The sequence below is a fragment of the Collinsella aerofaciens genome (assembly GCF_039752955.1).
In the GTDB taxonomy this organism is placed as follows: Bacteria; Actinomycetota; Coriobacteriia; order Coriobacteriales; family Coriobacteriaceae; genus Collinsella; species Collinsella aerofaciens_BI.
In genome coordinates, this window is sequence record NZ_JBDMHB010000007.1 from 6,425 (window position 1) to 31,798 (window position 25,374).

Genomic DNA, 25,374 nt, shown 5'->3' on the forward strand with positions numbered 1-25,374 from the left:
CCGTAGCACCACGCCCTACACGCGCAAGATGGCGCGTCAGGCGGTCCAGCTCATCCGCGACAATTTGCTCGAGGCCTATGAGCATGGCGACGACATGCGTGCGCGCCGCAATATGCTTTCGGCGGCGTATAAGGCAGGCGTTGCGTTTACCCGCTCCTATGTCGGATATGTGCATGCCATCGCGCACAGTCTGGGCGGCCGATACGGAATTCCGCACGGTTTAGCCAACGCGATCATCCTGCCGCACATGCTTCGCGCTTATGGTGACGCCGCCGCCCCCAAGCTTGCCGATCTTGCTCGCATGGCGGGCATTGCGCCGGCTACCGCGCAGGACAGTCTTGCGGCCGAGGCCTTTATCGATTGGGTCGACCGCATGAACGAGGCCCTGGGAATCCCCAAATATGTCTCAGGTATTCGCCGCTCCGATATTCCGCAAATGGCGGCGCATGCCGATGCCGAGGCCAATCCGCTGTATCCCGTTCCGCTTTTGATGGACCGCCTGGAGCTCGAGCATATGTACGAAGTTGTTGCAGGTGGTATGTTTGAGGACGAGAACTAGGAGGGTCCATGAACACCGAGGAAATTGCGCGCATCGTCGGCGATCAACGCGCCTACTTTAAGACACACGCCACGTTTGATGTCGATGCTCGACGTCGTGCGCTCGTGAGTTTACGCGATGCGGTGCGGGCCCACGAGGCCGATATTGCCCATGCGCTCAAGACCGATTTGGGAAAGTCGCATGACGAGGCGTATATGTGCGAGATCGGCACGTCGCTTTCCGAGATTCGCCATCAGATTGCGCATGTGGCTCGATGGAGTCGTCCGCGCCTGCGCCCCTGCGACCTCGCCAATGCCATTAGTGTGTGCAAAACGCAAGCCGTGCCCTATGGCGTCACGCTCATTATGGCTCCGTGGAACTACCCGTTTTTGCTAACACTCGAGCCGCTCGCCGGCGCCCTTGCCGCGGGTAACACCGTGGTCATCAAGCCGAGTGCCTATGCGCCGGCTTCGAGCGCGGTGCTCAGGCAGATTTGCGAGGAAGCATTTGATCCGCGCCTGGTGACGGTTGTCGAGGGCGGGCGCGCCGAGAATGAGGCGCTGCTCGATGAATGCTGGGACAAGATCTTCTTTACCGGTAGTGTTCCGGTTGGCAAGCTCGTCATGGAGCGCGCGAGTAAAAACCTTACGCCCGTGACGCTTGAGCTGGGCGGAAAGAGCCCCTGTGTCGTGGATGCGACGGCAAACCTGAAGGTCGCGGCGCGGCGTATCGCATTTGGTAAATGGCTCAACGTGGGCCAGACCTGCGTGGCGCCCGACTACCTGCTGGTCGACGTGCGCGTGCACGACGAGCTGCTGGGCCTCATCAAGGAGGAGGTCCGCCGTATGTTTGGCGAGCATCCGCTCGATAACGAGGATTACGGGCATATCGTCAACGCCAAGCATTTTGCGCGTGTACGCGGGCTAATCGACCCCGATAAGGTTGTGCTGGGAGGCACGGCGCGCGAGTCGTCGCTCAAGATTGAGCCGACGATTCTAGACGGTGTGTCCCCCGATGACGCCGTAATGCAGGAGGAGATTTTCGGTCCCATCTTACCGGTGCTAACGTTTGAGAGCTTAGACGAGGCCGAGACGTTTATTACGGATCGTCCGACGCCGCTGGCCCTGTATATCTTTAGCCAGGATCGCGCGGTTCAGCAGCGCTTTGTGCGCTACGTGCCCTTTGGCGGCGGCTGCGTTAACGACACCATCATGCATCTGGCTACGAGCCATATGGGCTTTGGCGGCATGGGCGCGAGCGGCATGGGGCAGTACCATGGCCGCGAGAGCTTCGATACGTTTAGCCACAAGAAGAGCATCGTGAACAAGGCAGCGTGGCTGGACGTGCCATTCCGCTATGCCCCTTACGTAAGCTGGAAGCACAAGTTCGTGCGCATGTTTGTGCATTAAATCAGACAGGATAAATTTGTGTCCGCACGGGCCCGTAGGCTTATCAGTACGGTTAAGCGCCGGTTTATCCGGCCGTTAGAGGAGCTGCCATGTACGAGCCTTCACGTGTTCTTCTGTCGTTTTATATTGCGGGATTTCAGTATGCCGACGGTGCCTTGGTCCTGGGGGATCTTAAGGTTGGTGATAAGCTGACGCTGTGTGCCGAGCGCGATAACCCCCATGATCCCGAAGCGGTTGCAATCTATTACGGCAAGACCAAGCTCGGTTATGTTCCGGGAAACGAGATCGGCCCGCTGTCCTTGATGATGTATTACGGCCACGAGGACGTGTTTGAGGCCCGCGTGCAACAGGTTGCTCCTGAGCGCAGCCCGTGGCATCAGGTGCGCGTTAGACTCTACGTGGTGGATGCTCGCTAATCGGTAAGGGAGGCTGCCGTGCTCGATGACGATGACTTGTTCGATCTGACGGACGATCCGTTTGAGTGGGATATGCTACTCGATGACGATGAGCTGGAGCAGAACCGTAAGATGCGGCAGGACAAGAAAACTCAGGGTGACGCTTCGAAAAAGCAAGACAAGCGCAGCCGCGGCCTGTTCGGCGGGCTCTTTGGATAACCGCCGCATCGCTGCGTCTGTATACTTAGCACGAGTTGAACACGTTGCGAAATGAGGACAGAGACGATGATGTGGTTTACCGCCGACCTGCACCTGGGCGACACGAATATCCTGCACGACATGGATCGACCGTTTGATTCGGTCGAGGAGATGAACCGCAAGGTCATCGATGCCGTGAATGAGTGCGTGGGGGCGGACGACCGTCTCTATATCTTGGGAGACTTTACCTATCGTTTGTCCCTGGCGGAAGCGGTGCGCCTGCGCGAGCGTATCGAATGCAAGAATGTAACGCTCATCCGCGGTAACCATGACGGCGATTGGGAAGATCCCGACGTGCCGCAGATTTGGGAAGACGTGCGTGATTATCTGGAGATTGCTCCCGGCTATGCCAAGGGCCATCGTCTGGTTATGAGCCACTACCCCATGCTCAGCTGGAATGGCAAGGCGCGTGGCGCCATCATGCTGCACGGGCATATCCACAGCAGGGGAGACCGCACCAACGCGCGCAACCGCGATCGCGAACGTCCTATCTTTCGCTACGATGTCGGTCTCGATGCCAACGACTACAAGCCCGTAAGCCGCGATCAAATCCTGGGCTTCTTTGGGCTATAGGGTGCTAGAACCGCCACAAAGGGGACAGTGAACCTTTGTGGTGGTTTTCACATAGATTGGAGTCGTTATGAAGCAACTGCTTATTCGTGCCGATGATATCGGGTATTCGTATGCCGTTGACTTGGGGATCGCCCGCAGCGTCAACGAGGGCTTGGTGCGCTCGGCGGGCCTTATGCCCAATATGCCCGAGGCCGAGCGCGGCTGGTCGCTCGTGGCGGATGCCGACATCGCAGTGGGCCAGCATACCAACGTGTGCCTGGGCAAGCCGTGCGCCGACCCGGCACTCATCCCGAGCATGCTCAACGAGAACGGCGAATTCCATAGCAGCCGTACCTTCCGCGAGCATTTTAAGCGCGGTGAGGAGCTGATAAACTTCGACGAGGCCTGCATCGAGATCCGTGCGCAGCATGACCGCTTTGTCGAGATCGTGGGCCGCGAACCCGATTACTTTGAGGCCCATGCCGTTATGAGTAAAAACCTTAACCGAGCGATCTCGGCGGTTGCCCAGGAGCTGGGCCTTAAGGAGCAAAAGGCGAGCTTCGACCCTACGGCGGTGGTGCGCTGCGGCGCCACCGACCTGCGCATGGTGATACGCTCGATGGAGCCGGGCTACGAGCCCAAAGAGGCAATCATGCAGACGGTTCGCGAGATGGCGGACAGCGAGACGGTCGTCTTTGTGTGCCATCCGGGCTATCTCGATCGTTTTATCCTGGAGAACAGCTCACTCACGACCGACCGCACCAAGGAAGTTGATGCGCTAATCGACCCCGAGCTTCGCGCTTGGCTTAAGTCTCAACCTGATCTTCGCCTGATCGACTACCGCGACCTGTAGGGACCCAAACCACCACAAAGGACAGGCGCCTTTGTGGTGATTCTGGCGCCGTTGCCATTATGGCAGCGGCGCCTTTTTTGTCCGTGCGGCGCGGTAGAGTGTAGGCGGTTGAAATTTGCGTCCATCGAGGAGCTGCTATGAACGAGATCAAGTGCCCGCATTGTGGCGAAGTTTTTAAGGTCGACGCGTCCGGCTATGCGGATATCGTCAAGCAAGTGCGCAATGCCGAGTTTTCGCGCGACCTGGATGAGCGTGTGAAGGCAGTCCAGCGCGAGGGCGAGCAGGCGCTGGAGCTTGAGCGCTCGCGTTCGACGGCTGCCTTGCAAAAGGCAGAGTCTCAGCGCAATGCTCAGCTTGTCGAGCAGAAGAACGCCGCGGAGCAGAAGCTGGCACAAGAGGTTGCCAAGCGCGATGCTGAGCTTGCCGAGCTGCGCGCCAAGCTCGAGGGCGCTGCTGCGGAGCGCGAGAGTGCAAGCCAGCGCGCGGCGGTTGAGGCCCGCGCCGATGCTCAAAAGGAAAACGCCGAGCTTCAGCGAGAAATCGACAATTTGCGTGCGCAGCTGGAGCGCAAAGATGACGAAGCCAAGCTCGTCGAGTCGGCGGCGCGCAATGCTGCTCAAAACGATTTAGCTGCACGTGATGCTCAGATTGCCGAGCTGCAGGCCAGGCTTGCCGCGGCGGACAAGGCCCAGGAGATGGCGCTTGCCGCTGCCGCGGCTGAGTCGCAGCGTGAGCTCGATGCCGCTCGCAGCGAGGCCGAGCGCGCACTTGCTGACTACCGCGCGACGGTACGGGAGAAGTTTTCCGCCGCAAAGGCTCAGTCCGAGCAAGAGGCCGAGGGCCTGCGTGCCCAACTGCGCGAGCAGGAACTGATGGCAAAAATGAACCTGTCAGAGGCGGTCGCCGCGGCGGAACGAGAGCGCGATGAGGCACGTGCCAAGCTGACGAGCGAGCTGGCGGTACGCGATTCTCGCGAGGAGCAAGCCAAGGCGGCACACGAGCTCGAGCTTGCGCAGGCCAAGCGCGCGAGCGATGACCTGATTCGCTACAAGGATGAAGAGATTGAGCGCCTTAAGGACATGAAGGTGCGCCTGTCCACCAAGATGGTGGGCGAGTCGCTCGAGCAGCATTGCGAGACCGAGTTTAACCGCCTACGCATGACAGCGTTTCCCAACGCGTACTTCGAGAAAGACAACGATGCGTCCGAGGGTACCAAGGGCGACTTTATCTTCCGCGAGTGCGATGCGAGCGGCAACGAGGTCATTTCGATTATGTTCGAGATGAAAAACGAGAACGACGAGACTGCGACCAAGCACAAAAACGAGGACTTCTTTAAGAAACTCGACCACGATCGCCGCCAAAAGGGCTGCGAGTACGCAGTGCTCTGCACGCTGCTCGAGCCCGAGAGCGAGCTTTACAATGCCGGTATCGTGGATGTGAGCTACCACTACGAGAAGATGTACGTGATCCGCCCACAATTCTTCATTCCCATGATTACGCTGCTGCGCAACGCCGCCATGGGTTCGCTGCACTATAAGCAGGAGCTAGCGGAGTACAAGCAGCAGAACATTGACGTCACGAACTTCGAGGCCAAGATGGAGAAGTTCAAGGACGGCTTCTCGCGCAACTACAACCTGGCGAGTAAGCAATTCGAGTCGGCAATCAAGGAAATCGATGCCGCCATCAAACAGCTCGAGAAGACCAAGGACGATTTGCGCCGCAGCACCGAGAATCTGCGCCTGGCCCACAACAAGGCCGATGAGCTTACCATTCGCAAGCTCACGTGGGGCAACAAGACCATGAAAGCAGCATTTGATGAGGCACGCGAGACCGCGTCGGAGACAGGCGATGAACCAGCCGAGGCGGATTCGTATGAGGTCGAGGATGCCGAGTAAGACATAGCGTATAGTGCAAAAGCGGGGCCGCTGGCGATATTGCCAACGGCCCCGCTTCGTTTCGTTCCAGTATGTTCGGCTAGTCCTCGAGCAGATCCTCGATAAAGCCGACGCGGTAGTTTTTGAAGATGACCTCGCCGCCATCCTGCGTGGCATCCAGGTCGACATCGCCCATGATGCCAAAGTCGTGGTCGCCATCCTCGTCGGCAAAAATCTGGTGCACGTGCCACACGTGATCGGTCTTCTCGTCGCTCTCATCGATGGAAAACATCGCGGCGCTGCGGGCATCTCCGTCGGTGAGGATTTCCTCGTGCTGCTCGTGGTAAGCGTCAAGTGCTTTTTGCCAGCGGATCTCGCTCATGCTCCAGTCGTCGTCGAGCTCGCCCAGGTCGCGAACGTGCTCGCGAGCGGCAAGGGTCACGCGGCGGAAGAGCGCATTGCGCACCAACAGCGTGCAGCCGCGGCGGTCCGCCACGACCTCGTCGATGCCCTGCGGCGGCGCGGCGTCGAGGGCTGCCGGGTTGCCGGCGTTTTCCCACTCGTCCACCAGGCTCGAGTCCACCGAGCGCACCACAAAGCCCAGCCACGAGATAATGTCGCGCAGGCGCTCGTCGCGCTTCTCAATGGGTACGGTGCGGTCGAGCGAACGGTAAGCCTCTGCCAGGTAACGCAGTAAAATGCCCTCGGAGCGGGCGATGCCGAGCTTTTGAATGTAGCCCTTAAAATCGCTCGCGCTCTCCAGCATATCGCGCAGGACGCTCTTGGGAGAGAGCTGGTAGTCGTTTGCCCACGGTACTTCCTGGCAGTACTTGTCAAAAGCGGCATCGAGCAAATCCTCGAGCGGCTTTTCGTACGTGACGTCCTGAATGCGCTCCAAGCGCTCCTCATACTCGATGCCGTCGGCCTTCATCTCGGCCATAGCGCGATCGCGTGCGGCTCGCTCCTGTGCGCGCAGCACCTGTTTGGGATCCTCGAGCGTTGCCTCGACCATTGAGATCAGGTCCATGGTATAGGTCTCGCTCTCGGGATCGAGCAGCTCCAGCGCAGCAAGCAAGAACGGCGAGAGCGGCTGATCGAGTGCGAAGTCCTCGGGCAGATCGACCGTCAGCGCATAGTCGATGTCTGGTGCGGCATCAGTCGGGGCGTCGGGCGCGGGCGGCACCTCGGTGCGAACGACGACGCCGGAATCGATGAGCGTGGCGAAGATCTCGTCGGCGCGAACCTCGAGCTTAGCCTTTTCCTCGGGAGTCTGCAGGCTCGTCTCGATGAGGTCGTGTACGCGGGCTCGGGCATCGCCGCCCTGCTCGACCACGCTGATCACCATGGAGTGCGTGATGCGCAGGCGCGGCTTGAGCGTCTCGGGTTGCGTCTCGATCAGACGCTCGAAGGTCTGCTTGTTCCAGGTGACAAAGCCCTCGGGGGCCTTTTTCTTTTTAATCTTACGGAGTTTTTTGGGGTCGTCGCCCGCCTTGGCCATAAGCTTGGCATTCTCGATCTCGTGCTCGGGTGCCTCGGCAATCACCATGCCCTCGGTATCGAAGCCCGAGCGGCCGGCGCGACCGGCAATCTGATGGAACTCGCGGGCGCGCAGGCGACGCATCTTGTAGCCGTCGAACTTGGTGAGCGCGGTGAGCACCACGGTGTGGATGGGTACGTTGATGCCGACGCCGAGTGTATCGGTACCGCAGATGACGGGCAGCAGACCCTGCTGCGCCAAGCGCTCGACCAGCAGGCGATAGCGCGGCAACATGCCAGCATGGTGCACGCCGACGCCGCATCCGAGCAAGCGCTTGAGAATCTTGCCGAAGGCCGTGGAGAAGCTCGTGCCCTTGGCGGCTTCCTTAATGGCCTCGCGCTGCTCCTTGCTGGCGATGCCAAAATTGGCGAGTGATTGTGCCGTCGCAAGGGCGGCATCCTGGCTAAAGTGCACGATATAGAGCGGGGCCTCGCCGCGGCGCATGGCGAGCTCGACCGTGCCCTCGAGGGAGGTCGTCACATAGTCGTAGCTCAGCGGAACAGGACGCGGGGCGTCGACAACCAAGTCGCAAACAGCGCCGGTGTGTTCCTCGAGTGAAGCGGCGATGGCAGTGACATCGCCGAGCGTGGCGCTCATGAGCATGAATTGCGTGTGGGGCAGGGTGAGCAGCGGCACCTGCCAGGCCCAGCCGCGGTCGGGGTCGGCAAAGTAGTGGAACTCGTCCATGGCGACGCAGCCAACATCGGCATCTTCGCCCTCGCGCAGTGCGTCGTTGGCAAGGATTTCGGCTGTGCAGCAGATGACGGGCGCCTTGGTGTTGATATGGGTGTCGCCGGTGATCATGCCGACGTTATCGCGGCCGAGCACCTGCACAAGGTCGAAAAACTTCTCGCTGACCAGAGCCTTGATAGGAGCCGTGTAGTAGCAGCGCTTGCCCTGCGCCATGCCCATAAAGAGCATGCCCAGCGCGACGAGCGATTTACCCGATCCGGTCGGTGTGCCTAAAATGACGTGATCTCCGGCCGCCAGGTCCATGAGGGCCTCTTCTTGGTGATCCCACAGCTCAATGCCGCGGTCGCTCGTCCATTCAAAGAAGTGTTCGAAGGCCTGATCGGGCGTGAGCCATGGTTCGGGCTCACTGCCGTCCTCGGGCTCCCACCAGGTGGGGGAGAGCGCGCCGAGCGAGCCGAACTCGGCTTCGGTTCCCGTGCCGCCCGAGAATGAGCTGGCGGCGCCGGCGCCGGAAACGGTGCTGGCGGTGATATCTGTCGTGGTCTGTGCCATGTGGTTGCTTTCTCTCGCCGTTTGTCCGCCAACTATTATGGCGTAGCGGCGGCGCGGGGTGCCAGCGGGCGAGAAAATGCAGGAAATGGGCGCGCGGTGCTAGCGTTCCTGAGGCAGGCGTTTCTTGCCTTTACGGGCGCGGTTCTTAAAGTTCTCGACGGCCTCTTCCATGCCCAGAGGTACATAGGTGAGCTCATTGAGGTTATCGGGCAGGTAGCAGGCAAGACTCTGCTCCTGCACGCGGCCCGCTGTGAGCTGTTCGTCGGTTGGCTGCGCACCGGGTGTGGCGCAAATGCCATAGACGGCGGCGCCCATCTCGCGCGTGCGGCATTCATATTCGGTCTCGGGATGCTCGGGATGGTCGCGGCGGACGTCGTCACTTACCCAAAGCGTGTCGTAGCCTGCCGCGGCAAACTGTCCCAGGGCGTAATCGCGCAATGGCTTGCTGTCGGTTCGCAACGTGACGGTGGCACCGGCCGAAAAGAGCGGGCGGTAGAGCATCAGATGGTCGACATGGACGAGTCGTTTTTTGGCGTACTTGGCCTTGGGCTGCGGCGTGGGAAAGTTAATGGTGATGACATCGAGCTCGCCTGCGGCAAACAGCTGCGGCAGCGATGCGGCGCCTCGGGGCAGGACGAGTGCGTTGGTCAGTTCCTGCTCGCAGATTTTCTGTGCGGCATAGGCGATGCAGATGGGCTCCTGGTCCATGCCGATAAAGAGCGTGTTTGGCTCGTGGGCCGCACGCTCTACAAGGTACGTTCCCTTGCCGCAGCCAAGATCCAGGTGAAGGTGTTCGAAGGGCTTGCTGCCAACTGGCGCACAGGCCTTGCGCCAATCTCCGGCATAGGTCTCGGGGTTCGTCTCAATCGCATCGGTGTAGCGCTCCAGGCGCTCCTCGAGCACAAAGTTCTTAGGCGTGCGAACGTGGACGGCTCCCATGAGGCTCCTTGGTCATAAGTATGGAACGCATAGCTGCACGTTCCGTCAATGGGTTGAAAAAGGGTGGGCATGGTTTGCCCGAAAGATGCGGTGCGTCCCGGCGCGAGTCGTCGGTGCCTACAGGCGCTTGAGGATCACATAGCGATTGAGCTCGCCGCTGCGACCGTCGGCATGGAAGCGCTCAAGCTCGCGCACGGGGACCTCGCCGCTCTTGTAGAACGTACGGACGCCGCGTACCAGGTCGGTGATCTGCTGATCGTCAAAGTGATGACAATAGCGGTAGGCGTGGCGGTCATTTTGCCAGCCAATGAGGTGGTCGCCGGCTTCAAACTGCGCGGAATCGTAACCCTCAAACGGCGGGGTGAGCTCGGCGCGGGCCTCGGCGCGAACGGCTTTGCGCGCCATGCGCTCGTCGTTCATAAACTCCCAAAAGCTGATGGCGATGATGCCGCCTGGGCGCGTCTGGCGCACCAGAGCGTCGAGCACGCGTACGCGGTACTCGCACGACGGCACGTGGTGCATAAATCCAAAGCAGACCGAGATGTCAGCGAGCGGGGCGTCGAAAAGCACGTCGGGTGTCTCGGCGGGGTTGAGCTTCATAAGGGCATCGAGCACGTCGAGTTCCTGGAAGTGCAGGTTGGGAATGCGCAGGGCGTGACCATGTGCATCGATGGCCAGGTCTTGGCACGAGTCGACGCCATAGAACTCAAACGGGCAGCTGGCATCTGCCGAGGGATTTGCACCGTCGACGCCCTTGGCGGCAAGTGCGCCGCCGGCGGCAAAGTTCTCGAATCGCATATTGCCGCAGGCAAGGTCGAAGACGCGGACGGGATGCTCGATTGTGGCGACGTCGAGCTGCTCGAGCGCGATATCCATGGTGCGTACCCAGCCGGGCCACGGGGCCTGGCGCGTATCGGAGAAGGAGGCGGAGTGCTCGCGATAGAAAGTGTTGTTGAGCTGGATGAGCGATGAGGCGAAATCGCGGTTCACGGCGCGGGACTCCCTCCGTTGGCGGTGCGGAATAAACAGTACGACCATACTACCGTTATCGCCGCAACGGGGACAACCGAGCTACGGGTCATTGCTTTGTTTGGACACATTTCCGCAGCTCATATGCACCCGCAACCGCCGGTTGTCAAAAATCTCACTAGAATAGGTGGCATGCTTTTGGCGGTGGCGGATAGATTTATAACTGTGCAAGGCGCCTTAAGAAGAAAAACGGTCCGGCGGCACGGCTGGCATCACATAGGAGGAACCATGAATGTAGAAACTGCGCAGCGGCTCGCCGACCTTCGTCGCAGCAAGGGTTTTAGCCAAGAAGGGCTTGCGCGAAAGCTGGGGCTGTCGCGCCAGGCGGTCAGTAAATGGGAGCGCGCGGAGAGCTCGCCCGATACCGAGAACCTGATCTCGCTCGCCAAACTCTATGGCGTGAGTTTGGACGAGCTCCTCAATCCGAGTGACGAGATCGAGGACGATATCGAGTTTGAGAACGAGGACCGCGCTCGTCAGCGCGAGGCCGAGGCGGCAGAGCGCGCACGCACCCATGAGGCGGCGGCACGAGCTACCGAGGCGGCAACACAGGCGAGTGACGCCGCCGCCAAGGCGGCGCAAGCGGCAAGCTGGAGTGCACAGGCCGCTAATGCCGCTACGGCGCAGGCGACGAGTGGCACCGCGGTTGGCTCGACTCCGGTGAAGGGCCCGTTCCAGTCGTTCCCGTATTGGGCCGTGTGCTGGCTACTGTTCTTTTTGCTGATGTTCCCGTTTGGTGCCGGCCCCTTTGCCGCGCTGATCTTCTTCACGATTCCCATCTATCACTGGGTGGCGCGTGCGCTCGATGGTGATTGGGCGCGCGGGGATATTCAGGTTGGTCCGGCACCGGTGGCGGCTAGGGCTCGGAATGCTTCCGCCCCGGTTGATACTGACGTGGCTACCGCGACTACCGCTGAGCCGATTGCCAAAGAGGGCGATGAATGATGAAGCTTTCGCATGAATCCAAGGTACGCTTGGGCGTTGGCATCGGAGCGTTTGTGCTCATCATCGGGCTCGTCTTTGGCACTTCGCGGACTTTGATTCATTTTGATGGCCCGTGGGATCTCGACGATGTTGTATCCGGCTTGTCCGGTATGGACGATGTGGTTGACGACGACGATTTTATGAACGATGGCGGTAAATATTCCGCTCGGCCTCAGCAACTTTCGAGCACGACTTTTGACGAAGACGCGTTCCAATCGCTCGACTTGGATGTGACGTCGGGGGCGGTCGAGATTAAACGTGTCTCTGGCGGACCGGTACGTGTCGTCGAAAGCGGGCGCGTTGCAAAGGGGGCGTCTGCTTCCGATGCCGCCACTCAGAATCTGGTTAAGATCGAGGGCTCTACACTCAAGATTAGCCAGTTCGACTGCGATGACGAGCGCGCCCATGACCGTAAGGTCACCATTGAACTGCCGCGTGAGCTTGCCGATAACATGATGGGCATTACGGCAAACGTGGGGTTGGGAGACCTGACGGTCGCGGACATTGCGTGCCACGACTTTGATTTGACGTTGGACTCGGGAGACGTCGCGTTTGCGGGCACCGTGACCGACACTCTGAATGCCGAGGTCGGTTCGGGCGATGTGACGTTCGAGCTCTACCAGGCCCCCGCGAAGTCGATGGACGTAAGCGTGGGCTCGGGCGATGTGGAGATGATGGTTCCGAACTCGACGGGCTTTAAGGCGAGCCTTACCTTGGGCAGCGGCGACTTCGAGAGCGATTTCCTTCCGCTTGGCTACGACGGCGAGACCATTTTGAATCTTGAATTCGATAACGGCGATAAGTCTGCTACGTATCGTTTTGAGGTCGGTTCGGGCGACATGTCATTTGATTCAGAGTGACGGGCGGTTATCGAAGACTTATATACCATAGCTGCGCTGTTTGATGGAGGCGCCGGAGCCGTGACGGGCTCCGGCGCCTTTGCCTTTACAATGGGGTCATGGAACAGATTATCTTGAACATACTCGAGGCTCTGCGTCGCGGCGAGACCGTGGACGACAAAGCGCTCGTCAAACTGATACATGCCGAGGCGCGCCGTGAGGGTGCCGACAAACGCGATTTGGCCAAGCGCCGTCTGCTGCCGTTCTACCAGCGGGTAAAACGTGAGGAGCCGGCTCGTTGGGCTGGGTGGAATGTCGATGCCGAGCTGGAACGTCGACTGCTGCAGGTGCTGCGTATGAAGCCTCGTCGCACGGCTTCGGGCGTGGCGACCATTACCGTTATCACCAAGCCCTGGCCATGCTCGGGCGATTGCCTGTTTTGTCCCAACGATCTGCGCATGCCCAAAAGCTACCTGCACGCCGAGCCGGCGTGCGCCCGTGCGGAGCAAAATTGCTTTGACCCGTATCTGCAGGTGAGCGCTCGCCTGACCGCGCTTTCGCAGATGGGGCATGCGACCGATAAGATCGAGCTCATTGTGCTTGGCGGTACCTGGAGCGACTATCCGGAAGGCTATCAGACATGGTTTATGTCGGAGCTTTTCCGTGCACTCAATGACGATGCCGTCGCCGGCGTGGCGGCCAACCCCATGTTGGCACGTCCGGGCATCAGCCGTGCCGAGGCGGGGCGTCTGCTCGATGACGCTCCCGCCGATGCCCTGCCGCCTGTGGTAGCAGAGCGCCGTGAGCGCTATCGGGCCGCCGGCATTGCGACAGACGAGGTCGAGCTTGCTGCCGGCGTTGCCGACGAGCAGGGGCGTGTGGATGCTGCCGTGGGCGGCTATAACCGTGCGGTGCGTCGTCTGTACGGTCCCGGTACGCCGTGGGGCGAGGTCACTGAGTGGCAGACGGCAACGATGGAGGAGCTTGAGCGTCAGCAGCGCATCAACGAGACGGCGAAGCATCGCGTGGTGGGGCTCGTTATCGAGACGCGCCCCGATGCCGTGACGCCCCAGGCGCTCACGCTTATCCGCCGCCTGGGTTGCACCAAGATTCAGATGGGCATCCAGAGCCTCAACCAGCACCTGCTCGATATCAACGAGCGTCGCATTTCGGTGGCTCAGATCGAGCGGGCGTTTTCGCTTGCGCGTCTGTTTGGCTTTAAGATCCACGCGCATTTTATGCTCAACTTGCTGGGCGCCACGCCCGAGGGGGACAAGCGCGACTACGAGCGCTTTATGACCGAGGGGGCCTTTATGCCCGACGAGGTCAAGGTCTACCCGTGCGCGCTCATCGAGGGCTCGCGTCTGGTGGGCCGCTATGAGCGCGGCGAGTGGCGCCCCTATACCGAGGAAGAACTGCTCGATGTGCTGGCCGACGACATCGTGGTGACGCCGGCGTTCTGCCGCATCAGCCGCATGATCCGCGACTTTAGCTCCGACGACATCATGGTGGGCAACAAGAAGCCCAACCTGCGTCAGCTCGTTGAGAACCGCCTGGCTGCTCGGGGTGACGGTGCGACGGTGCGCGAGATTCGCTATCGCGAGATCAGTACCGCGGGTGCCGACCTGGATGAACTGTCTCTTGATGAGGTCGCTTACGAGACGCCGGTGACGCGTGAACGCTTTTTGCAGTGGGTGACGCCCGAAGGCAAGATCGCCGGCTTTTTGCGTCTGTCGCTGCCCGTTCGCGCTTTTGTTGCCGCACATGCGGACGAGTTGCCGACGATGCCGGACGAGGCGATGATTCGCGAGGTACACGTGTATGGCATGGCGGCGCGCGTGGGTGACCAGGGCCAGGCGGCGCAGCATCACGGGTTGGGGCGTTTGCTCGTAGAGCGTGCGTGCGAGATTGCCCGGGATGCTGGTTATGCACGTATCAACGTGATTAGCGCGATTGGCACACGCGAGTACTATCGCCATCTTGGATTTTATGACCATGGCCTTTATCTGCAAAAGGAGCTCTAGATGAACAAGCCGAGTGTTTCTGCTGGCGTCGTTGCCGGCGTTGCTCTGGGAGCCGCGGCGCTTGGTGCGGCCGCCGTCGCTGTTCGTGCTGCCTGTCTGCAGGTTGCGCGAACCCGCAATGGGTTGGCGCGTGTGAAGCGCGTGCACGACGAGGGCGGCGACGAAGTCCGCGTATTGGTACAAGGCGGCGTCTACCAAAGTGCAAGCTACGTTGGCGAGCGTTGGGCGGAGCCCGTCTTTACGTACTATCGTTCGTTTGACGACGTGTTTGAGGCCGAGGATGCGATGCGCGACGCTTACGGTCACGGTATCGACCGCATGCTTATGCTGGGCGGCGGCGGGTTTGCCTATCCCAAGTTCGCGCTGATGTCGCACGAGGACTTGTGCATGGACGTTATCGAGTATGACGGAGAGATTACGCGCCTAGCGCGCCGCTGGTTCTACCTGGACGAGCTGGAGCGTGCGGTGGGCGACCGCTTGCGGGTGATTACCGCTGAGGCTCGCTCGTATTTGGGTGTGACGAGCGTGGGCCATCGTCGCTACGACGTGGTCGTGAGCGATTGCTTTGGCGGTGTCGAGCCCGTACGCGAGCTGGCGACGGTTGAGGCGTTGCGTTTGGTGCGAGGCAGCCTGAACCCCGGGGGTATCTACGTTGCCAATATCGTGAGCGCAAACGAGGGGAGCGACGTAACGTTCCTGCGCGATTGCGCCGCCACGGCGCTCGAGGTGTTCGCCCACGCCTGGGTGGTCCCATGTGGCGATGCAGAGTTCGGCGGCGAGGAGAATTATCTGCTCATCGCCAGCGACGGCGACTACGCCTTTGCCGAAGCTGTGCCCTTCGACACCGACTTCCTCGGCACCGTCCTTCACGACAAGTAAGTCTCCCCGTCCCAAAAAGGACTGGTCTTAGGCGTGGTCGCGCCAGCTGAGGACGCGCTGCTTCATGCCCTCGATGTCGAGCACGCCTTCGGCGAAGCCTTTGCGCACGAGCTCTTCGGGAACAAACTCGTCGTAGCGGTCAAAATAAGGCACCTCGCCGGGATAGACGAGCTCGATGGGATCGAAGTCTTTCTCGGCCTCGGCGGCGAGCACCTCAAAGAACGTCTCCTCGTCGGCCTTCATTTTAAACTGCATAAAGTACGGGCGTGACGGGTCGAGTCCGCGAAGGCCCAGCTCCGCGGCACATTTAATCTTGAGCATGCGCTCGAGTGCCAAAAAGGCGTAGCTGCCCAACCAGGGGAAGAGCACCCAGGTGTCGCCACCCAGGTTGATGAGCGGCTTAGTTCCCGCGCCCGAAATCTCGGCCGTATGGCGAGCCTGCGCCAGACGGGCCCGCGCGTTACCCATCAGGTACGGATACGCCGCGTGCTCGTTGAGCGCCTTGCGCATACGCTCGAGTACGTGTGTATTGATGTCACCGGGGCAGTCGCCAAAGTATGCCGGCACACGACCTTTGACTTGCGAGGCAAAGACGGTGTGTCGCTTCCAGTCCACTTCATCGACAATCCAGCAGTGTCCGGCGATGGCGATGCGCTCGCCGGGCGGTGGCGGATTGACGATCGTGCCCAACTCGGCCGACTCGCTGCGAACGGTGAACTCCTCGTTTTCCTGGAATACGGCGTAGAACTTAAAGTTGTTGATGATGCGCTCGCCCGCGAGACCCACGATGAGCCCGCCACCTTCGGTGACCTGGATATGGTCGATCTTAATGAGGTGGCGTAGCAGCACACGGTAATCGTCTGCCGAGACACGGTGGAAATAGCTGAGCGTGAGCACGCGCTGGGCAAGTTCGGCCGGCGTGAGCTCTCCGGTGCTGGCAAGCGTCGACATGGTCTGGTGATAGAGCAGACTGTAGGGGAGTCGATCGAGCTCAGGCGGCTCGACCCACTTTTCCTCGCGATAGAGTTGTACGAGCGCGATGCCTTGCAGGAGCTTCCACGGGATGGTCTCGGGCATCATCGTGCGCGGCTCGGGCTCTTCCTCGCGCATGACGAACCACATCTCGGGCGGAAGATCGCGGCGCCCCGTGCGGCCCATTCGCTGCAAAAAAGAGCTGACGGTAAACGGCGCGTCGATCTGAAACGCACGCTCCAGACGGCCGATATCGATACCGAGCTCCAGCGTAGAGGTGGTGACGGTCGTTTGTGCCTGTTCCTCGTCGCGCATGAGCTCTTCTGCCGTCTCGCGCAGCGATGCCGAAAGATTGCCGTGGTGGATGAGAAAGCGGTCGGGCTCGTGCCGGCTCTCACAGTAGCAACGCAGCATGGAGCATACGGCCTCTGCCTCTTCGCGCGAGTTGGCAAAGACCAGGCACTTGCGGCCGCGGGTGTGTTCGAAGATATAGCCCATGCCGGGGTCGGCGTTGTCTGGTGCTGTGTCGGTGGGGCTGAGAAGCGCCTGCTCGGTCGCTCGCGGGATGTCGACTTCGCCCTCGGGGGCCGAGGAAGTTTGGCGGTCCTTGGGAGTGGCCTTGCCCCGTGCCCGCTCACGACGTTGACGGCGCTCCTCTTGTGTGAGCTGTCCGCTGTGACGCATGTCTTGGGCGCCGGCGGGCAGTGCCGCGGATGCCGCCGCCTCGATGCGCTCGCACGCAAGCACTTCGGCCTCTTGAGGACCTGTGCCCATGAATCCCCGTTGCTGTACCTGGGGGCCCGAGTTGTAGAAGTGCTCCATGGAGATGCGCCACACGCGGCGCGGCTCTTCAAAGCGTGGGATAACGCAGTCGCGCCCCGTTCCCTGTGAGAGAAAGGCACCCGTGCGCTCGGGGTCGCCGATGGTGGCCGAAAGGCCAATGCGTCGAGGTTGCACGCCGGCCATGCGCGAGAGTCGCTCGATAAGGCAGAGCGTCTGCCCGCCACGGTCGCCGCGCATGAGCGAGTGGACCTCATCGATGACCACATAGCGCAGGTCGCAAAACATGCGCGGGATCGCCATGTGCTTATGGATTAAGAGCGCCTCGAGTGACTCGGGCGTAATCTGCAAGATGCCGTTCGGTTTTTTGATGAGCTTAGCCTTGTGCGACTGCGAGACATCGCCATGCCAGTGCCAGACAGGGATATCGGCCTCTTCGCACAGGTCATTGAGACGGACGAACTGATCATTGATGAGTGCCTTGAGGGGGCCAATGTAGAGGGCACCAACGCTTGCGGGCGGGTTCTCCCAAAACTCGGTCAGGATGGGAAAGAAGGCCGCTTCGGTTTTGCCGGAAGCTGTGGATGCCGTTAGGAGCACATTGTCTTGTGTGTTAAAGATGGCGTCTGCCGCCGCAACCTGGATAGAGCGCAGGCTCTCCCAATCGTGGGAGTAGATGAAGTCTTGGATAAACGGGGCGTAGCGGTCAAAGGCGTTCACGGGGCCTCCTCTCAAAAACGAATCTCTCAACGCGGCTGGCAACGGCTTGCTGCATTACAGTCTCAACGTTCGCCCAGATAAAACCTGCCAAAATAAACCTGTCCCTTTTTGGCAGGTTAGATGGTGAATTCGGCGAAGTTACGGTCGCCGCCTGCGGTGCCGGTGTCGCCTGTTGCTGCTGCCGGCACCAGCGCGTCGCCGCCGACGCTTTGCAGCAGCTCGGCTACGTTGGCGTCGGGGTTCTGGCATAGGATGTCGAGCAGCTCGATAAAGTCGCGAATGACTTCGCGCGGCGTCAGATGTGTGTCGGCTCCCACACGACCGAACTCGATCTTGAGGAAGTCCACCAAGTCGTTCTCGGTAAGCGTGGGCGTCCAGCCAAAGTAGCCGGCGTGAATTTGCATGAGTTTTTCGATCAGCACCAGCAGCTCCTCGTAGGTGAGTGGCTGCAGACGGATGATGGGCGCGAGCATGTCCTTAAGGTCCTCGCGTGCAAAGCGGCCTTGAGCGAGTCGGCTGCGCAGGGCCTCGTAGGAGAACACGCCGCGGCGGCGGTCTTCGATGGAGGTTGGCGTGCCGCCCATGATCATGCCCAGGTACTGCGCCTTGCCCTGGAGTGTGTCGTTGTACATGGTCAGGATCTTCTCGTAGTTGTACTGGCGCGTGATCGCGTTGGGAATCTTATACAGATTCACGAGCTCGTCGATGAGCACCAACATACCCTTGTAGCCGCTGCAGACCAAAAAACGCGCGATGAGCTTAACGTAGTCGTACCAGTCGTCATCGCTGATGATGGTCGAGGAGCCCAGCTCGGCGCGAGCCTCGCTCTTGGTACGGTATTCGCCGCGGATCCATTTGGTCACGCGGCTCATGGCTTCTTCGTCGCCCTCGGATACGGCCGTGCGATAGCGGCGGAGCATGCGGGTGAAGTCGAAGCCGTGGACCATTTCCTCGAGCGGGGCCAGTTGGGCATTGACGACCGACTCGTCGACGTCGGCGTACGAGGCGACCCAGCGATCAAGAATAAGGTTGAGCGCACCGCCCTCGGGGCGCGTCTTGGTCGATATATTGCGTATGAGCTCGCGGTAGGTGGCAAGGCCCTGCCCCTGCCCGCCCTGCAGACGGCGCTCGGGGGATAAGTCTGCATCGGCGACGACGAATCCCTCACCCATGGCGTGCGTGCGGATGGTCTGGAGCAAAAAGCTCTTGCCGGCGCCGTAACGACCGACCAGAAAGCGGAAGCTCGCACCACCGTCGGCGATGAGACTCAGATCGGTGAGCAGGGCGCGGATCTCGACCTCGCGCCCTACGGTAATGTAGGGAAGGCCGATGCGCGGGACCACGCCGCCCTTGAGCGAGTTGAGAATGACGGCAGCGACGCGCTTGGGCACGCGGGGTGCTGCGGATGCGGTATCACTCATGGTCTAGGTATCCTCTCACGTCTGCTTCGTAGTCCTCAATAATCTGCGGCCCTGCCGCGCTAAATTCAATTACGGTGTCGCCCACCAGGTCAAAGAGCGCCTCGTTGATGGTATCGACGAGCATGTCCTCGCTCTGTCCCGAGTGCGCCACTGCCGATGTCGCTTGCGCTGCGTTTTGCTCGAGCAGTGCGCGCAGATACGCGGTTGCGGCGGGTGCGAGTTCGCTCGCGGCGTCAGTGGGCGCAGCCGCTGCGCGCGGGGGCGTCGGCGCAAGAAGCGGCGCCACGACACCAAACTGTTCGGTGGAAATGGTTGGCTCGTCGGCCTCGTCCTGCTCTGCGGCCGCCGTGACCGGCTCGACAAACGCGTCTGCTGCGGGCTCGGCTTTCGGCTGCTCGGAGTCCACCGTATCGACCTCTGCGAGCACATCGTCCTCGCGCTCCTCATCGATCAAAAGCGCCTCACGCGTTTGTGCGGCGGCGCTCCGAATGTGTCCCAGCTGACTCAAATCGATATCGATCTTGACGGGCTGGTGTGCGGCGTCCCACGAGAGCCATGCCGCAATCTCGTCATCGATAATCTTGGCCAGATATTTGGGGACCTTTTCTTCCTTAAGGGGATGGGCGGGGTCCAGCGCCAGGCGCAGGCGTTGGTCGCAGGCGCGCATCATTTCACCGAGCTTGCTGCTCTTTTGCCTACTACCATGGATACGCATGCATTCCCAAAAGCCGTTTTGGCAACGGTAGATATGGATAGGATCCAGGCGGTATTCGCAGTCCTCGTGGCGTTCGGGCGCAAAGAATACGGCCGAGGCAAACATGGTGTAGGGCATGGCCGTCTCCTCCCCAAATAAACTCGCCACGATGCCGGTCTTTCGATGCGTGTCATAGTAGCGCGCCATGCGGACATACACGGCGCATGCCACGTGGCGCAGATCGCGGTGGTGGCTGCGGTCGAGCCGCGAGTTACTTAGGTTGTATGTGGAGAGGGCGTCGATGGCGGCTATGAGTCGCTCCTCGCGCACCTCATCGGGCGGAAGGGGGAGCGTGGGCTCGGAGGTTTTGCGACGCTTGGAGGTCTGGCCGGACGGTGCCGGTGCCGGTACAAGGTCTCGTGCCGCGCGTCGCAGCTCGATAATGGCGTTATCGAACATGACGGTTTTAGAGTCGCGAAGCAGCTTGGGGTCGAGCCTGTGGAACACGGCGTAATCTTGCAGCCACACGCGTGCAAACCGGTCGATGCCGGGCTCGAAGGCACGGTAGGCATCCCAAAAGGCCTTGATCTTGCTAAAGCCATCGAGCGGGTCATCAACGCCGATGCCGCAGATCAGCTCATAGAGATACAGGAAGGCAAAGGACGTAGACGTTTCCTCGACGGTTCCGCGGCGCACTTGGGCACGCCAGGTAAAGTAGCCGCGCAGCTGCCGGTCGCTCATGGCGTTGTAGGTGGGAAAGTACGACTTAAAGGTGCCGTTGTAGGGACAGTCGTCCTCAAAGTCGGCCATCAGCAGGCCCTGGCGGTAAAAAAGCTCGGCTTCCGAAAGCCAGCGGCCCGCACCGCCCTTGGGGTCATCCTGCCAGCGCGATATCTCGCGCATTTTGCGGTACTGGTCGGGGAGGAAATTCTGCATCTGTCGGCCGGTTTTGAGAATCGGCTCGTCTGCGTAGATTTCGTTTGAGAAACGGGCGGACTGATGGGTCCGAGCCTCGGCCATAATGCGCTCGATGAGCATTTTGATGTCCTGGTCGGCCACCGCTTCTCCTCTCCTAACGCAGCTTCGGTGACCTCATATCATAGCACAGCATCAAACAGGTGTTCGAGATACTGCTGCGTAGATAGATTTAGAACAGGAGGGCGTAGATGACGGCGATGACGACGGAGGGGAGCATATTGGCCGTGCGGAAGGTCTGAGGACGGATGAGGTTGACGCCGACGCAGAAGATGAGCATGGAGCCTACGAGCGAAAGGCTGTCGAGGGCTGCCGTAGTCATGATGGGGGAGAGCGCGCCGGCAAACAACGTGATCGTCCCCTGGAACACGGCGACGGGCAGGGCGGAGAAAATGCAGCCGCGGCCAAGCGACGCCGTCATGGTGCAGACGATGATGCAGTCCAATGCGCCTTTCAGGGCAAGCGTTGACCAGTCACCGAGCAGACCGTCCTGGATCGATCCCACAATGGCCATGGCGCCGATACACACGGTGAGTGAAGTCGAGACAAAAGCGTTGGTGAACTCGTTATCGCCCTCGCTGCCGGTTTTGCGCTTGAGCCATTCGCCAAGGTTCTCGATGGCGGCTTCCAAGTTGACGGCCTCGCCGATGAGCGAACCGAGCGCAAATGAGACGATGAGCATGGTGGTACCGGTGGTCGCTAGCGCCTTTCCATCGATGATGAGCATCTTTTGCATGGTGCCGCCCAGGCCGATAAACAGGACGCACAGCCCCGATGCTTTCATGAGCGTGTCTTGGATGCGCGGTGTAATGAAGCGGCCGCCCGCTAATCCTAAAAGACCGCCCGCAACTAAAAGCACAACGTTGATGATTGTTCCCAAGCCCGGCATGAGCCCTCCTGTATTGATGCCAACGTGGCAATCGTAGCAGAACGAAATGCGAGGCACATCGCAACCCATCTAATACGTTATATAAGTGGTATTAGGAATGATGCGCAGCATTTAAGCCTCAGGTGGTTGTCGGGACATAGGGATAGTATTCAAAGCGCAGTGTCATAAGCCGCTGCGGGGATTCAATAGCCGCGGCGATGATATTGGCATCGCGGGCACGATCAAACCCTTCGAGCTCGATCTGGTACGAGACGTCTTGCATAATGTCCAGACGTCGCCAGGTTAGAAGTGTGTCGCCATCGAATTCCAGGGTCTTGCTTCCGTTTGCGGCAACGGCGTATAGACGCAGCTTGGCGGTGGTTGCAGGGTCGACAACTGTGACCTTTTTAATTTCGTTTCGAGTATTCTTGGCGCCCAACAAGGTGAGCAGTGTTGGGGCCACGACCTCGCCCGATGGCAAAAAGACGACTTCGATGGATTCAGGAAATGCGATGATAGCCGACTTGCGGACGGGCTGATTGGCGGCGGCAGCTTCGATGTTCGCAGCGTCGATGATCTCTGTGTGGTCGAGCGCGGCAAGCACGCAGCAGTTACCTTCATCGATCTCTTGAGGATCAGCAAGCCCCAGACTGTCCGCGAGCTCGGGATCGTTTGGATCGTTAGCGGGCTCATTCGGTGCTTCGAGAGAAGCTGGGATGCTGTTTGTCGGCGACGGCGTGTCGCCCGCACCTGCTTCTTTGTCCGCGCTCTCTTCTTGTATGGTTGCGTTGATGGGTTCGTCGTTTGAGGGGAGCGTCTTGGCGTCAAGCGCGGAGGGAAGAATTCCGATGGCTCCGGATCCGTTCCACTCCATTTCGAGAAGCGCCGGGTCGGCAAGAATGCGTTGCCTGCTTTGCGCGTGGGCATCGATTTCAATAGGGCCTGTCTCTATCCCTCGTGTAAGGCTGAGTGATCCGGCTGGCTTCTCGAAATGAGCGTCTGTGTCTTTGGCGCTGACGGCGTAGAACAGCAGGGACGCTTCTCCCGCCGCGATGGCATCGGTGCCGGCTTTGGTCAGCCGCAACGATGCCGTGAATGAGAGGGTGGGCTGCGTTTCGTCTGCATTCGCGGCGGCGCAGCCCAGACATATACCGCCTCCTTTCTCAAAAAACGTACCGTCGAAGGCGACCTTCGCTCCGTTCGCCGAGTCATCGACCGAAGCGATGTCGATGCGCAGCTCTAAATTGCATGGATCGCCATCTGCATCGAGCATAACCGAGCGCCACGTGCAGACGGCGCACCCCGCCTGGGAGCCGTTTGCCTTGTTCGAACGATTGATATCCACGACTATCGAGCCGTCCGTATTACGACGAAGGCATCCCGAGGTTGAGATCGCGGCCTGTGCGATCGAAAAACGCTTGCACGCAATGGCGCTCGACGGATTTGGTGCGGAACTTAGGGCTGCTGGTAAGGAGTCCGCCATGACGGGAGTCGCCCAAGCGGCGACAGGCGTTCCGGTTGCGAGCGCGCCGCAGAGTGCGACGACGGGCAAAAGGTTCTTCGATGCCATGGGGTCTCCTTAGCTAATTTAGTGCGGCCTGTCCATGTTTTGTTTCTGGCTGCGTTTGATGTGCAGACCGAGGCCGGCGGTTCCTGCGCCTGCTGCTGTGGCGCCTGCTGCCAAGAGCCATCGTCTGTCGCCTGTCTGCGCCAACGGTTCCTCGCGGTCGTCGCGGTCGAGCTCCGAGAGGTCGACCGTCACTTGCGTGGCGGCCTGCGCCTGTTCTTGCTGGGCAAAGGCCATGGCTGGCCCAAACGCTAAGATGCTGACGGCGGCGGCCAGGGCGACGGCCTTATGCCGTGTGCGCACCGGGCTCGACCGTCCAGGTGATCGTCGCAACCTGATCGCCTTCGCCGGTTACGCGGAAGATGTCGCGCGTGACGCGGGCGACGTTTCCGCTTGTCTTGAGCTTGATTTTGTCCGTGCCGCCGGCAATGCCCTGGTAGCCCATGTCGAAGGCTGCATTCTTGGAAAGATCGAGGCCCGTCCCCTGTATTGCGGCGCTGGCGTTCTGGAGCGCGCCGTCGGGGCCGACCTTAAAGTCGATGGAGTTCTGCGCGGTTCCGGCCTTGGCGTCGGCGGCAATGGTCCAGGTGTTCATGGCGTCGATCTTCATGTTGGTGACATGGATGCCGTAGGCCGAATGATTGTCGATGGTGGTCGCGTCTTCTGAGGGGCCCTGAAGCGTGCCGTCGGCCTTGGCGACGAAGGGAATAACCGTCGGAACTTTGAACTCAACGTTGTCGATCTCGGTCCTGACCATTACCTTCGTGGTTCCAACGCGCCCGGCTGCCATAGCTGGCGTCGGGGCGGCGCTCATTGCGAGCGCGAGCGCGAGCCCTGTGCCCACGACGAGCGCTCTGACTCCGTTCATGTTCCTGGTGATGTCCATGGTCGTTCCTTTCTATTCGCCGCGGGCCGTCCCCGCGATGATTGGGCGAATGCTGGTGAATTGCATGCGGTGCCGCGTCGGTCGGAAGGCTAGTTCTCGGCTTGCTCAACCCGTACCTTGACACGTGTCGGATTGCCGTGGCTGTCGAGGGTCTTGGCATCGAGTGCCTGGATCTCGATGTACGCCTCGCCTTCTTTGATGTCGCCGGCGGGGCACGTCTCGATTGTCTTGCCGGTCTCGACCACGCCGGATTCGTACATGGTCTCGTCGTTTTGGATGACGCGGAATCGCTGGGGAAATTTATTGTCTTGGACGTTTCGCACGTTGACGCGCAGCTTGCCGTCCTCCTGCAGCTGAGCGACCGGCGCGACCGAAATCGTCATCATGTTGTCGCGGACGATGGCGTCGAGCTCATCTTGGATTTCCTGACGCGTTTTGCCCTCGGCCGTCGTGACTGAGGCGCCCGCCTCGGGTACGGGCTGCGACTGCCAAGCGTATAGTCCTACGGCGACAAGGGCGCAGATGATGGCCAAGCAGGCAACGATGAGCTTCTTGCGATGCCCCAGGCCTGCAAAGTGGGGTGGCCTCTTCGCGCTCATGCGGCATCCTTGGCGGTATAGACGCGCGCAAAGGTGGACGGGTCCGCTCCAAAGAGCATGTGAAGCATCAGGCGGCGCGAGTAGACGAGCTCTTCGAAGTCGGGAGGGAGCTCGATGTCGTGGGTATGCGCGATGTGGTGGGCGAGCGCCGAGAACGACTCGGGGTCGCAGATCACATCGGTAGTAACGTGGTAGACCGCCGTATCGGGGAATGCCTCTTCGTCGAAAGGCAGGAGATGGGGATCGTCGTCGACTTCGATGGCGATGCCGTACTGGGGCCAGTAATATGCCATGGGAACCTCCCTGCTTCTGGGCCAAAACTTCTATCGGTTTTGGCTGTCGACGCCGACCGTATCAGCCGCTACTTGACCAATTTCTGACCAAATGCTTGACGGATTGGCGTCTCCGCAGGTAAAAGGCGGCAAAAAATACTCCAACTTTTTTCGAGCGACAATCGCGCGATCGGCGACGGCGGGGCCATATGTGTCAAAAGCATCGTCTGCCGAGGAAATCTAGCCACTCGCCGAATTGCACGAA

23 protein-coding genes are annotated in these 25,374 nt (G+C 60.4%); 11 read left to right on the forward strand and 12 right to left on the reverse strand.

Going from position 1 to position 25,374, the window contains the following annotated elements; all coding sequences use genetic code 11:
• From ABHR75_RS02975 to ABHR75_RS03005, 7 genes are all read left to right on the forward strand, one after another.
• Positions 1–559 (forward strand): dehydroquinate synthase/iron-containing alcohol dehydrogenase family protein (locus ABHR75_RS02975; protein ID WP_346963574.1); only part of this gene is annotated, 559 nt, incomplete at its 5' end.
• An 8-nt stretch (positions 560–567) separates the two neighbouring features.
• The gene (locus tag ABHR75_RS02980; RefSeq protein WP_346963575.1) at positions 568–1,947 is read left to right on the forward strand and encodes an aldehyde dehydrogenase; all 1,380 of its coding nucleotides are present in this window, start codon (positions 568–570) and stop codon (positions 1,945–1,947) included.
• A gap of 89 nt (positions 1,948–2,036) precedes the next feature.
• Complete coding sequence (locus tag ABHR75_RS02985; protein WP_346963576.1) at positions 2,037–2,363, forward strand: HIRAN domain-containing protein; 327 nt, start codon at positions 2,037–2,039, stop codon at positions 2,361–2,363.
• A gap of 18 nt (positions 2,364–2,381) precedes the next feature.
• Positions 2,382–2,561 carry a hypothetical protein gene (locus ABHR75_RS02990; protein WP_346963577.1) on the forward strand — a complete coding sequence of 60 codons (180 nt, stop codon included), beginning with the start codon at positions 2,382–2,384 and terminating at the stop codon, positions 2,559–2,561.
• A 66-nt stretch (positions 2,562–2,627) separates the two neighbouring features.
• Positions 2,628–3,173, forward strand: coding sequence for a metallophosphoesterase (locus ABHR75_RS02995; protein WP_346963578.1), 546 nt, complete (start codon positions 2,628–2,630; stop codon positions 3,171–3,173).
• Between the two features lie 67 nt (positions 3,174–3,240).
• Positions 3,241–4,005: a ChbG/HpnK family deacetylase gene (locus tag ABHR75_RS03000; RefSeq protein ID WP_346963579.1), complete on the forward strand. Its 765-nt coding sequence runs from the start codon at positions 3,241–3,243 to the stop codon at positions 4,003–4,005.
• Positions 4,006–4,142: 137 nt separating this feature from the next.
• Positions 4,143–5,900, forward strand: coding sequence for a DUF2130 domain-containing protein (locus ABHR75_RS03005; RefSeq protein WP_346963580.1), 1,758 nt, complete (start codon positions 4,143–4,145; stop codon positions 5,898–5,900).
• Positions 5,901–5,979: 79 nt separating this feature from the next.
• Here the strand turns inward: ABHR75_RS03005 and ABHR75_RS03010 are convergent, their stop codons facing one another.
• The 3 genes from ABHR75_RS03010 to ABHR75_RS03020 all read right to left on the reverse strand — a co-directional run bounded on the left by ABHR75_RS03010 (position 5,980) and on the right by ABHR75_RS03020 (position 10,590).
• On the reverse strand, positions 5,980–8,661 hold the full coding sequence (locus ABHR75_RS03010) for a DEAD/DEAH box helicase (protein ID WP_346963581.1): 2,682 nt from the start codon (positions 8,659–8,661) through the stop codon (positions 5,980–5,982).
• 99 nt (positions 8,662–8,760) lie between these two features.
• Positions 8,761–9,600, reverse strand: a complete 840-nt coding sequence (trmB, locus tag ABHR75_RS03015; RefSeq protein WP_346963582.1) for a tRNA (guanine(46)-N(7))-methyltransferase TrmB — start codon at positions 9,598–9,600, stop codon at positions 8,761–8,763.
• A 117-nt stretch (positions 9,601–9,717) separates the two neighbouring features.
• Positions 9,718–10,590, reverse strand: a complete 873-nt coding sequence (locus tag ABHR75_RS03020) for a class I SAM-dependent methyltransferase (RefSeq protein ID WP_022094355.1) — start codon at positions 10,588–10,590, stop codon at positions 9,718–9,720.
• A gap of 267 nt (positions 10,591–10,857) precedes the next feature.
• Between ABHR75_RS03020 and ABHR75_RS03025 the strand changes: the two genes are divergently transcribed.
• From ABHR75_RS03025 to ABHR75_RS03040, 4 genes are all read left to right on the forward strand, one after another.
• The gene (locus ABHR75_RS03025; protein WP_346963583.1) at positions 10,858–11,574 is read left to right on the forward strand and encodes a helix-turn-helix domain-containing protein; all 717 of its coding nucleotides are present in this window, start codon (positions 10,858–10,860) and stop codon (positions 11,572–11,574) included.
• Positions 11,571–12,473, forward strand: coding sequence for a DUF4097 family beta strand repeat-containing protein (locus ABHR75_RS03030; RefSeq protein WP_346963584.1), 903 nt, complete (start codon positions 11,571–11,573; stop codon positions 12,471–12,473). The genes ABHR75_RS03025 and ABHR75_RS03030 overlap by 4 nt, the downstream gene beginning before the upstream one ends.
• 98 nt (positions 12,474–12,571) lie before the next feature.
• Positions 12,572–14,476: an elongator complex protein 3 gene (locus ABHR75_RS03035; RefSeq protein ID WP_346963585.1), complete on the forward strand. Its 1,905-nt coding sequence runs from the start codon at positions 12,572–12,574 to the stop codon at positions 14,474–14,476.
• On the forward strand, positions 14,477–15,355 hold the full coding sequence (locus ABHR75_RS03040) for a spermidine synthase (RefSeq protein ID WP_346963586.1): 879 nt from the start codon (positions 14,477–14,479) through the stop codon (positions 15,353–15,355).
• Positions 15,356–15,382: 27 nt separating this feature from the next.
• Here ABHR75_RS03040 and ABHR75_RS03045 read toward each other — a convergent pair whose 3' ends face one another.
• From ABHR75_RS03045 to ABHR75_RS03085, 9 genes are all read right to left on the reverse strand, one after another.
• Positions 15,383–17,827 (reverse strand): DEAD/DEAH box helicase, encoded by a 2,445-nt coding sequence (locus ABHR75_RS03045; RefSeq protein ID WP_346963587.1) that lies wholly within the window; start codon positions 17,825–17,827, stop codon positions 15,383–15,385.
• A gap of 116 nt (positions 17,828–17,943) precedes the next feature.
• Positions 17,944–19,248 carry an ATP-binding protein gene (locus tag ABHR75_RS03050; protein ID WP_161115338.1) on the reverse strand — a complete coding sequence of 435 codons (1,305 nt, stop codon included), beginning with the start codon at positions 19,246–19,248 and terminating at the stop codon, positions 17,944–17,946.
• Positions 19,241–21,001, reverse strand: a complete 1,761-nt coding sequence (locus ABHR75_RS03055) for a TerB N-terminal domain-containing protein (RefSeq protein ID WP_346963588.1) — start codon at positions 20,999–21,001, stop codon at positions 19,241–19,243. Before ABHR75_RS03055 ends, ABHR75_RS03050 begins: the two co-directional genes overlap by 8 nt.
• A gap of 88 nt (positions 21,002–21,089) precedes the next feature.
• Positions 21,090–21,806 (reverse strand): DUF554 domain-containing protein, encoded by a 717-nt coding sequence (locus ABHR75_RS03060; protein WP_346963589.1) that lies wholly within the window; start codon positions 21,804–21,806, stop codon positions 21,090–21,092.
• 118 nt (positions 21,807–21,924) lie between these two features.
• The gene (locus ABHR75_RS03065) at positions 21,925–23,355 is read right to left on the reverse strand and encodes a hypothetical protein (protein ID WP_346963590.1); all 1,431 of its coding nucleotides are present in this window, start codon (positions 23,353–23,355) and stop codon (positions 21,925–21,927) included.
• Positions 23,356–23,373: 18 nt separating this feature from the next.
• Positions 23,374–23,589, reverse strand: coding sequence for a hypothetical protein (locus tag ABHR75_RS03070; protein WP_346963591.1), 216 nt, complete (start codon positions 23,587–23,589; stop codon positions 23,374–23,376).
• A 49-nt stretch (positions 23,590–23,638) separates the two neighbouring features.
• Positions 23,639–24,238 (reverse strand): hypothetical protein, encoded by a 600-nt coding sequence (locus tag ABHR75_RS03075; RefSeq protein WP_346963592.1) that lies wholly within the window; start codon positions 24,236–24,238, stop codon positions 23,639–23,641.
• A gap of 89 nt (positions 24,239–24,327) precedes the next feature.
• Entirely contained in the window at positions 24,328–24,837 is a 510-nt protein-coding gene (locus tag ABHR75_RS03080; protein WP_346963593.1) for a hypothetical protein, read from the reverse strand.
• Entirely contained in the window at positions 24,834–25,130 is a 297-nt protein-coding gene (locus tag ABHR75_RS03085; protein WP_346963594.1) for a hypothetical protein, read from the reverse strand. Before ABHR75_RS03085 ends, ABHR75_RS03080 begins: the two co-directional genes overlap by 4 nt.
• Between the last annotated feature and the right edge of the window lie 244 nt (positions 25,131–25,374).

Excerpts from the sequence above, each read along its gene's own strand:
- ABHR75_RS03070 (WP_346963591.1), bottom strand. The coding sequence starts at position 23,589 with ATGGCCTTTGCCCAGCAAGAACAGGCGCAGGCCGCCACGCAAGTGACG.
- ABHR75_RS02995 (WP_346963578.1), top strand. The coding sequence starts at position 2,628 with ATGATGTGGTTTACCGCCGACCTGCACCTGGGCGACACGAATATCCTG.
- ABHR75_RS03065 (WP_346963590.1), bottom strand. The coding sequence starts at position 23,355 with ATGGCATCGAAGAACCTTTTGCCCGTCGTCGCACTCTGCGGCGCGCTC.
- ABHR75_RS03035 (WP_346963585.1), top strand. The coding sequence starts at position 12,572 with ATGGAACAGATTATCTTGAACATACTCGAGGCTCTGCGTCGCGGCGAG.
- trmB (WP_346963582.1), bottom strand. The coding sequence starts at position 9,600 with ATGGGAGCCGTCCACGTTCGCACGCCTAAGAACTTTGTGCTCGAGGAG.
- ABHR75_RS02980 (WP_346963575.1), top strand. The coding sequence starts at position 568 with ATGAACACCGAGGAAATTGCGCGCATCGTCGGCGATCAACGCGCCTAC.
- ABHR75_RS03010 (WP_346963581.1), bottom strand. The coding sequence starts at position 8,661 with ATGGCACAGACCACGACAGATATCACCGCCAGCACCGTTTCCGGCGCC.
- ABHR75_RS03050 (WP_161115338.1), bottom strand. The coding sequence starts at position 19,248 with ATGAGTGATACCGCATCCGCAGCACCCCGCGTGCCCAAGCGCGTCGCT.
- ABHR75_RS03085 (WP_346963594.1), bottom strand. The coding sequence starts at position 25,130 with ATGGCATATTACTGGCCCCAGTACGGCATCGCCATCGAAGTCGACGAC.
- ABHR75_RS03005 (WP_346963580.1), top strand. The coding sequence starts at position 4,143 with ATGAACGAGATCAAGTGCCCGCATTGTGGCGAAGTTTTTAAGGTCGAC.
- ABHR75_RS03060 (WP_346963589.1), bottom strand. The coding sequence starts at position 21,806 with ATGCCGGGCTTGGGAACAATCATCAACGTTGTGCTTTTAGTTGCGGGC.
- ABHR75_RS03000 (WP_346963579.1), top strand. The coding sequence starts at position 3,241 with ATGAAGCAACTGCTTATTCGTGCCGATGATATCGGGTATTCGTATGCC.
- ABHR75_RS03080 (WP_346963593.1), bottom strand. The coding sequence starts at position 24,837 with ATGAGCGCGAAGAGGCCACCCCACTTTGCAGGCCTGGGGCATCGCAAG.
- ABHR75_RS03075 (WP_346963592.1), bottom strand. The coding sequence starts at position 24,238 with ATGGACATCACCAGGAACATGAACGGAGTCAGAGCGCTCGTCGTGGGC.
- ABHR75_RS02985 (WP_346963576.1), top strand. The coding sequence starts at position 2,037 with ATGTACGAGCCTTCACGTGTTCTTCTGTCGTTTTATATTGCGGGATTT.
- ABHR75_RS03040 (WP_346963586.1), top strand. The coding sequence starts at position 14,477 with ATGAACAAGCCGAGTGTTTCTGCTGGCGTCGTTGCCGGCGTTGCTCTG.
- ABHR75_RS03025 (WP_346963583.1), top strand. The coding sequence starts at position 10,858 with ATGAATGTAGAAACTGCGCAGCGGCTCGCCGACCTTCGTCGCAGCAAG.
- ABHR75_RS03030 (WP_346963584.1), top strand. The coding sequence starts at position 11,571 with ATGATGAAGCTTTCGCATGAATCCAAGGTACGCTTGGGCGTTGGCATC.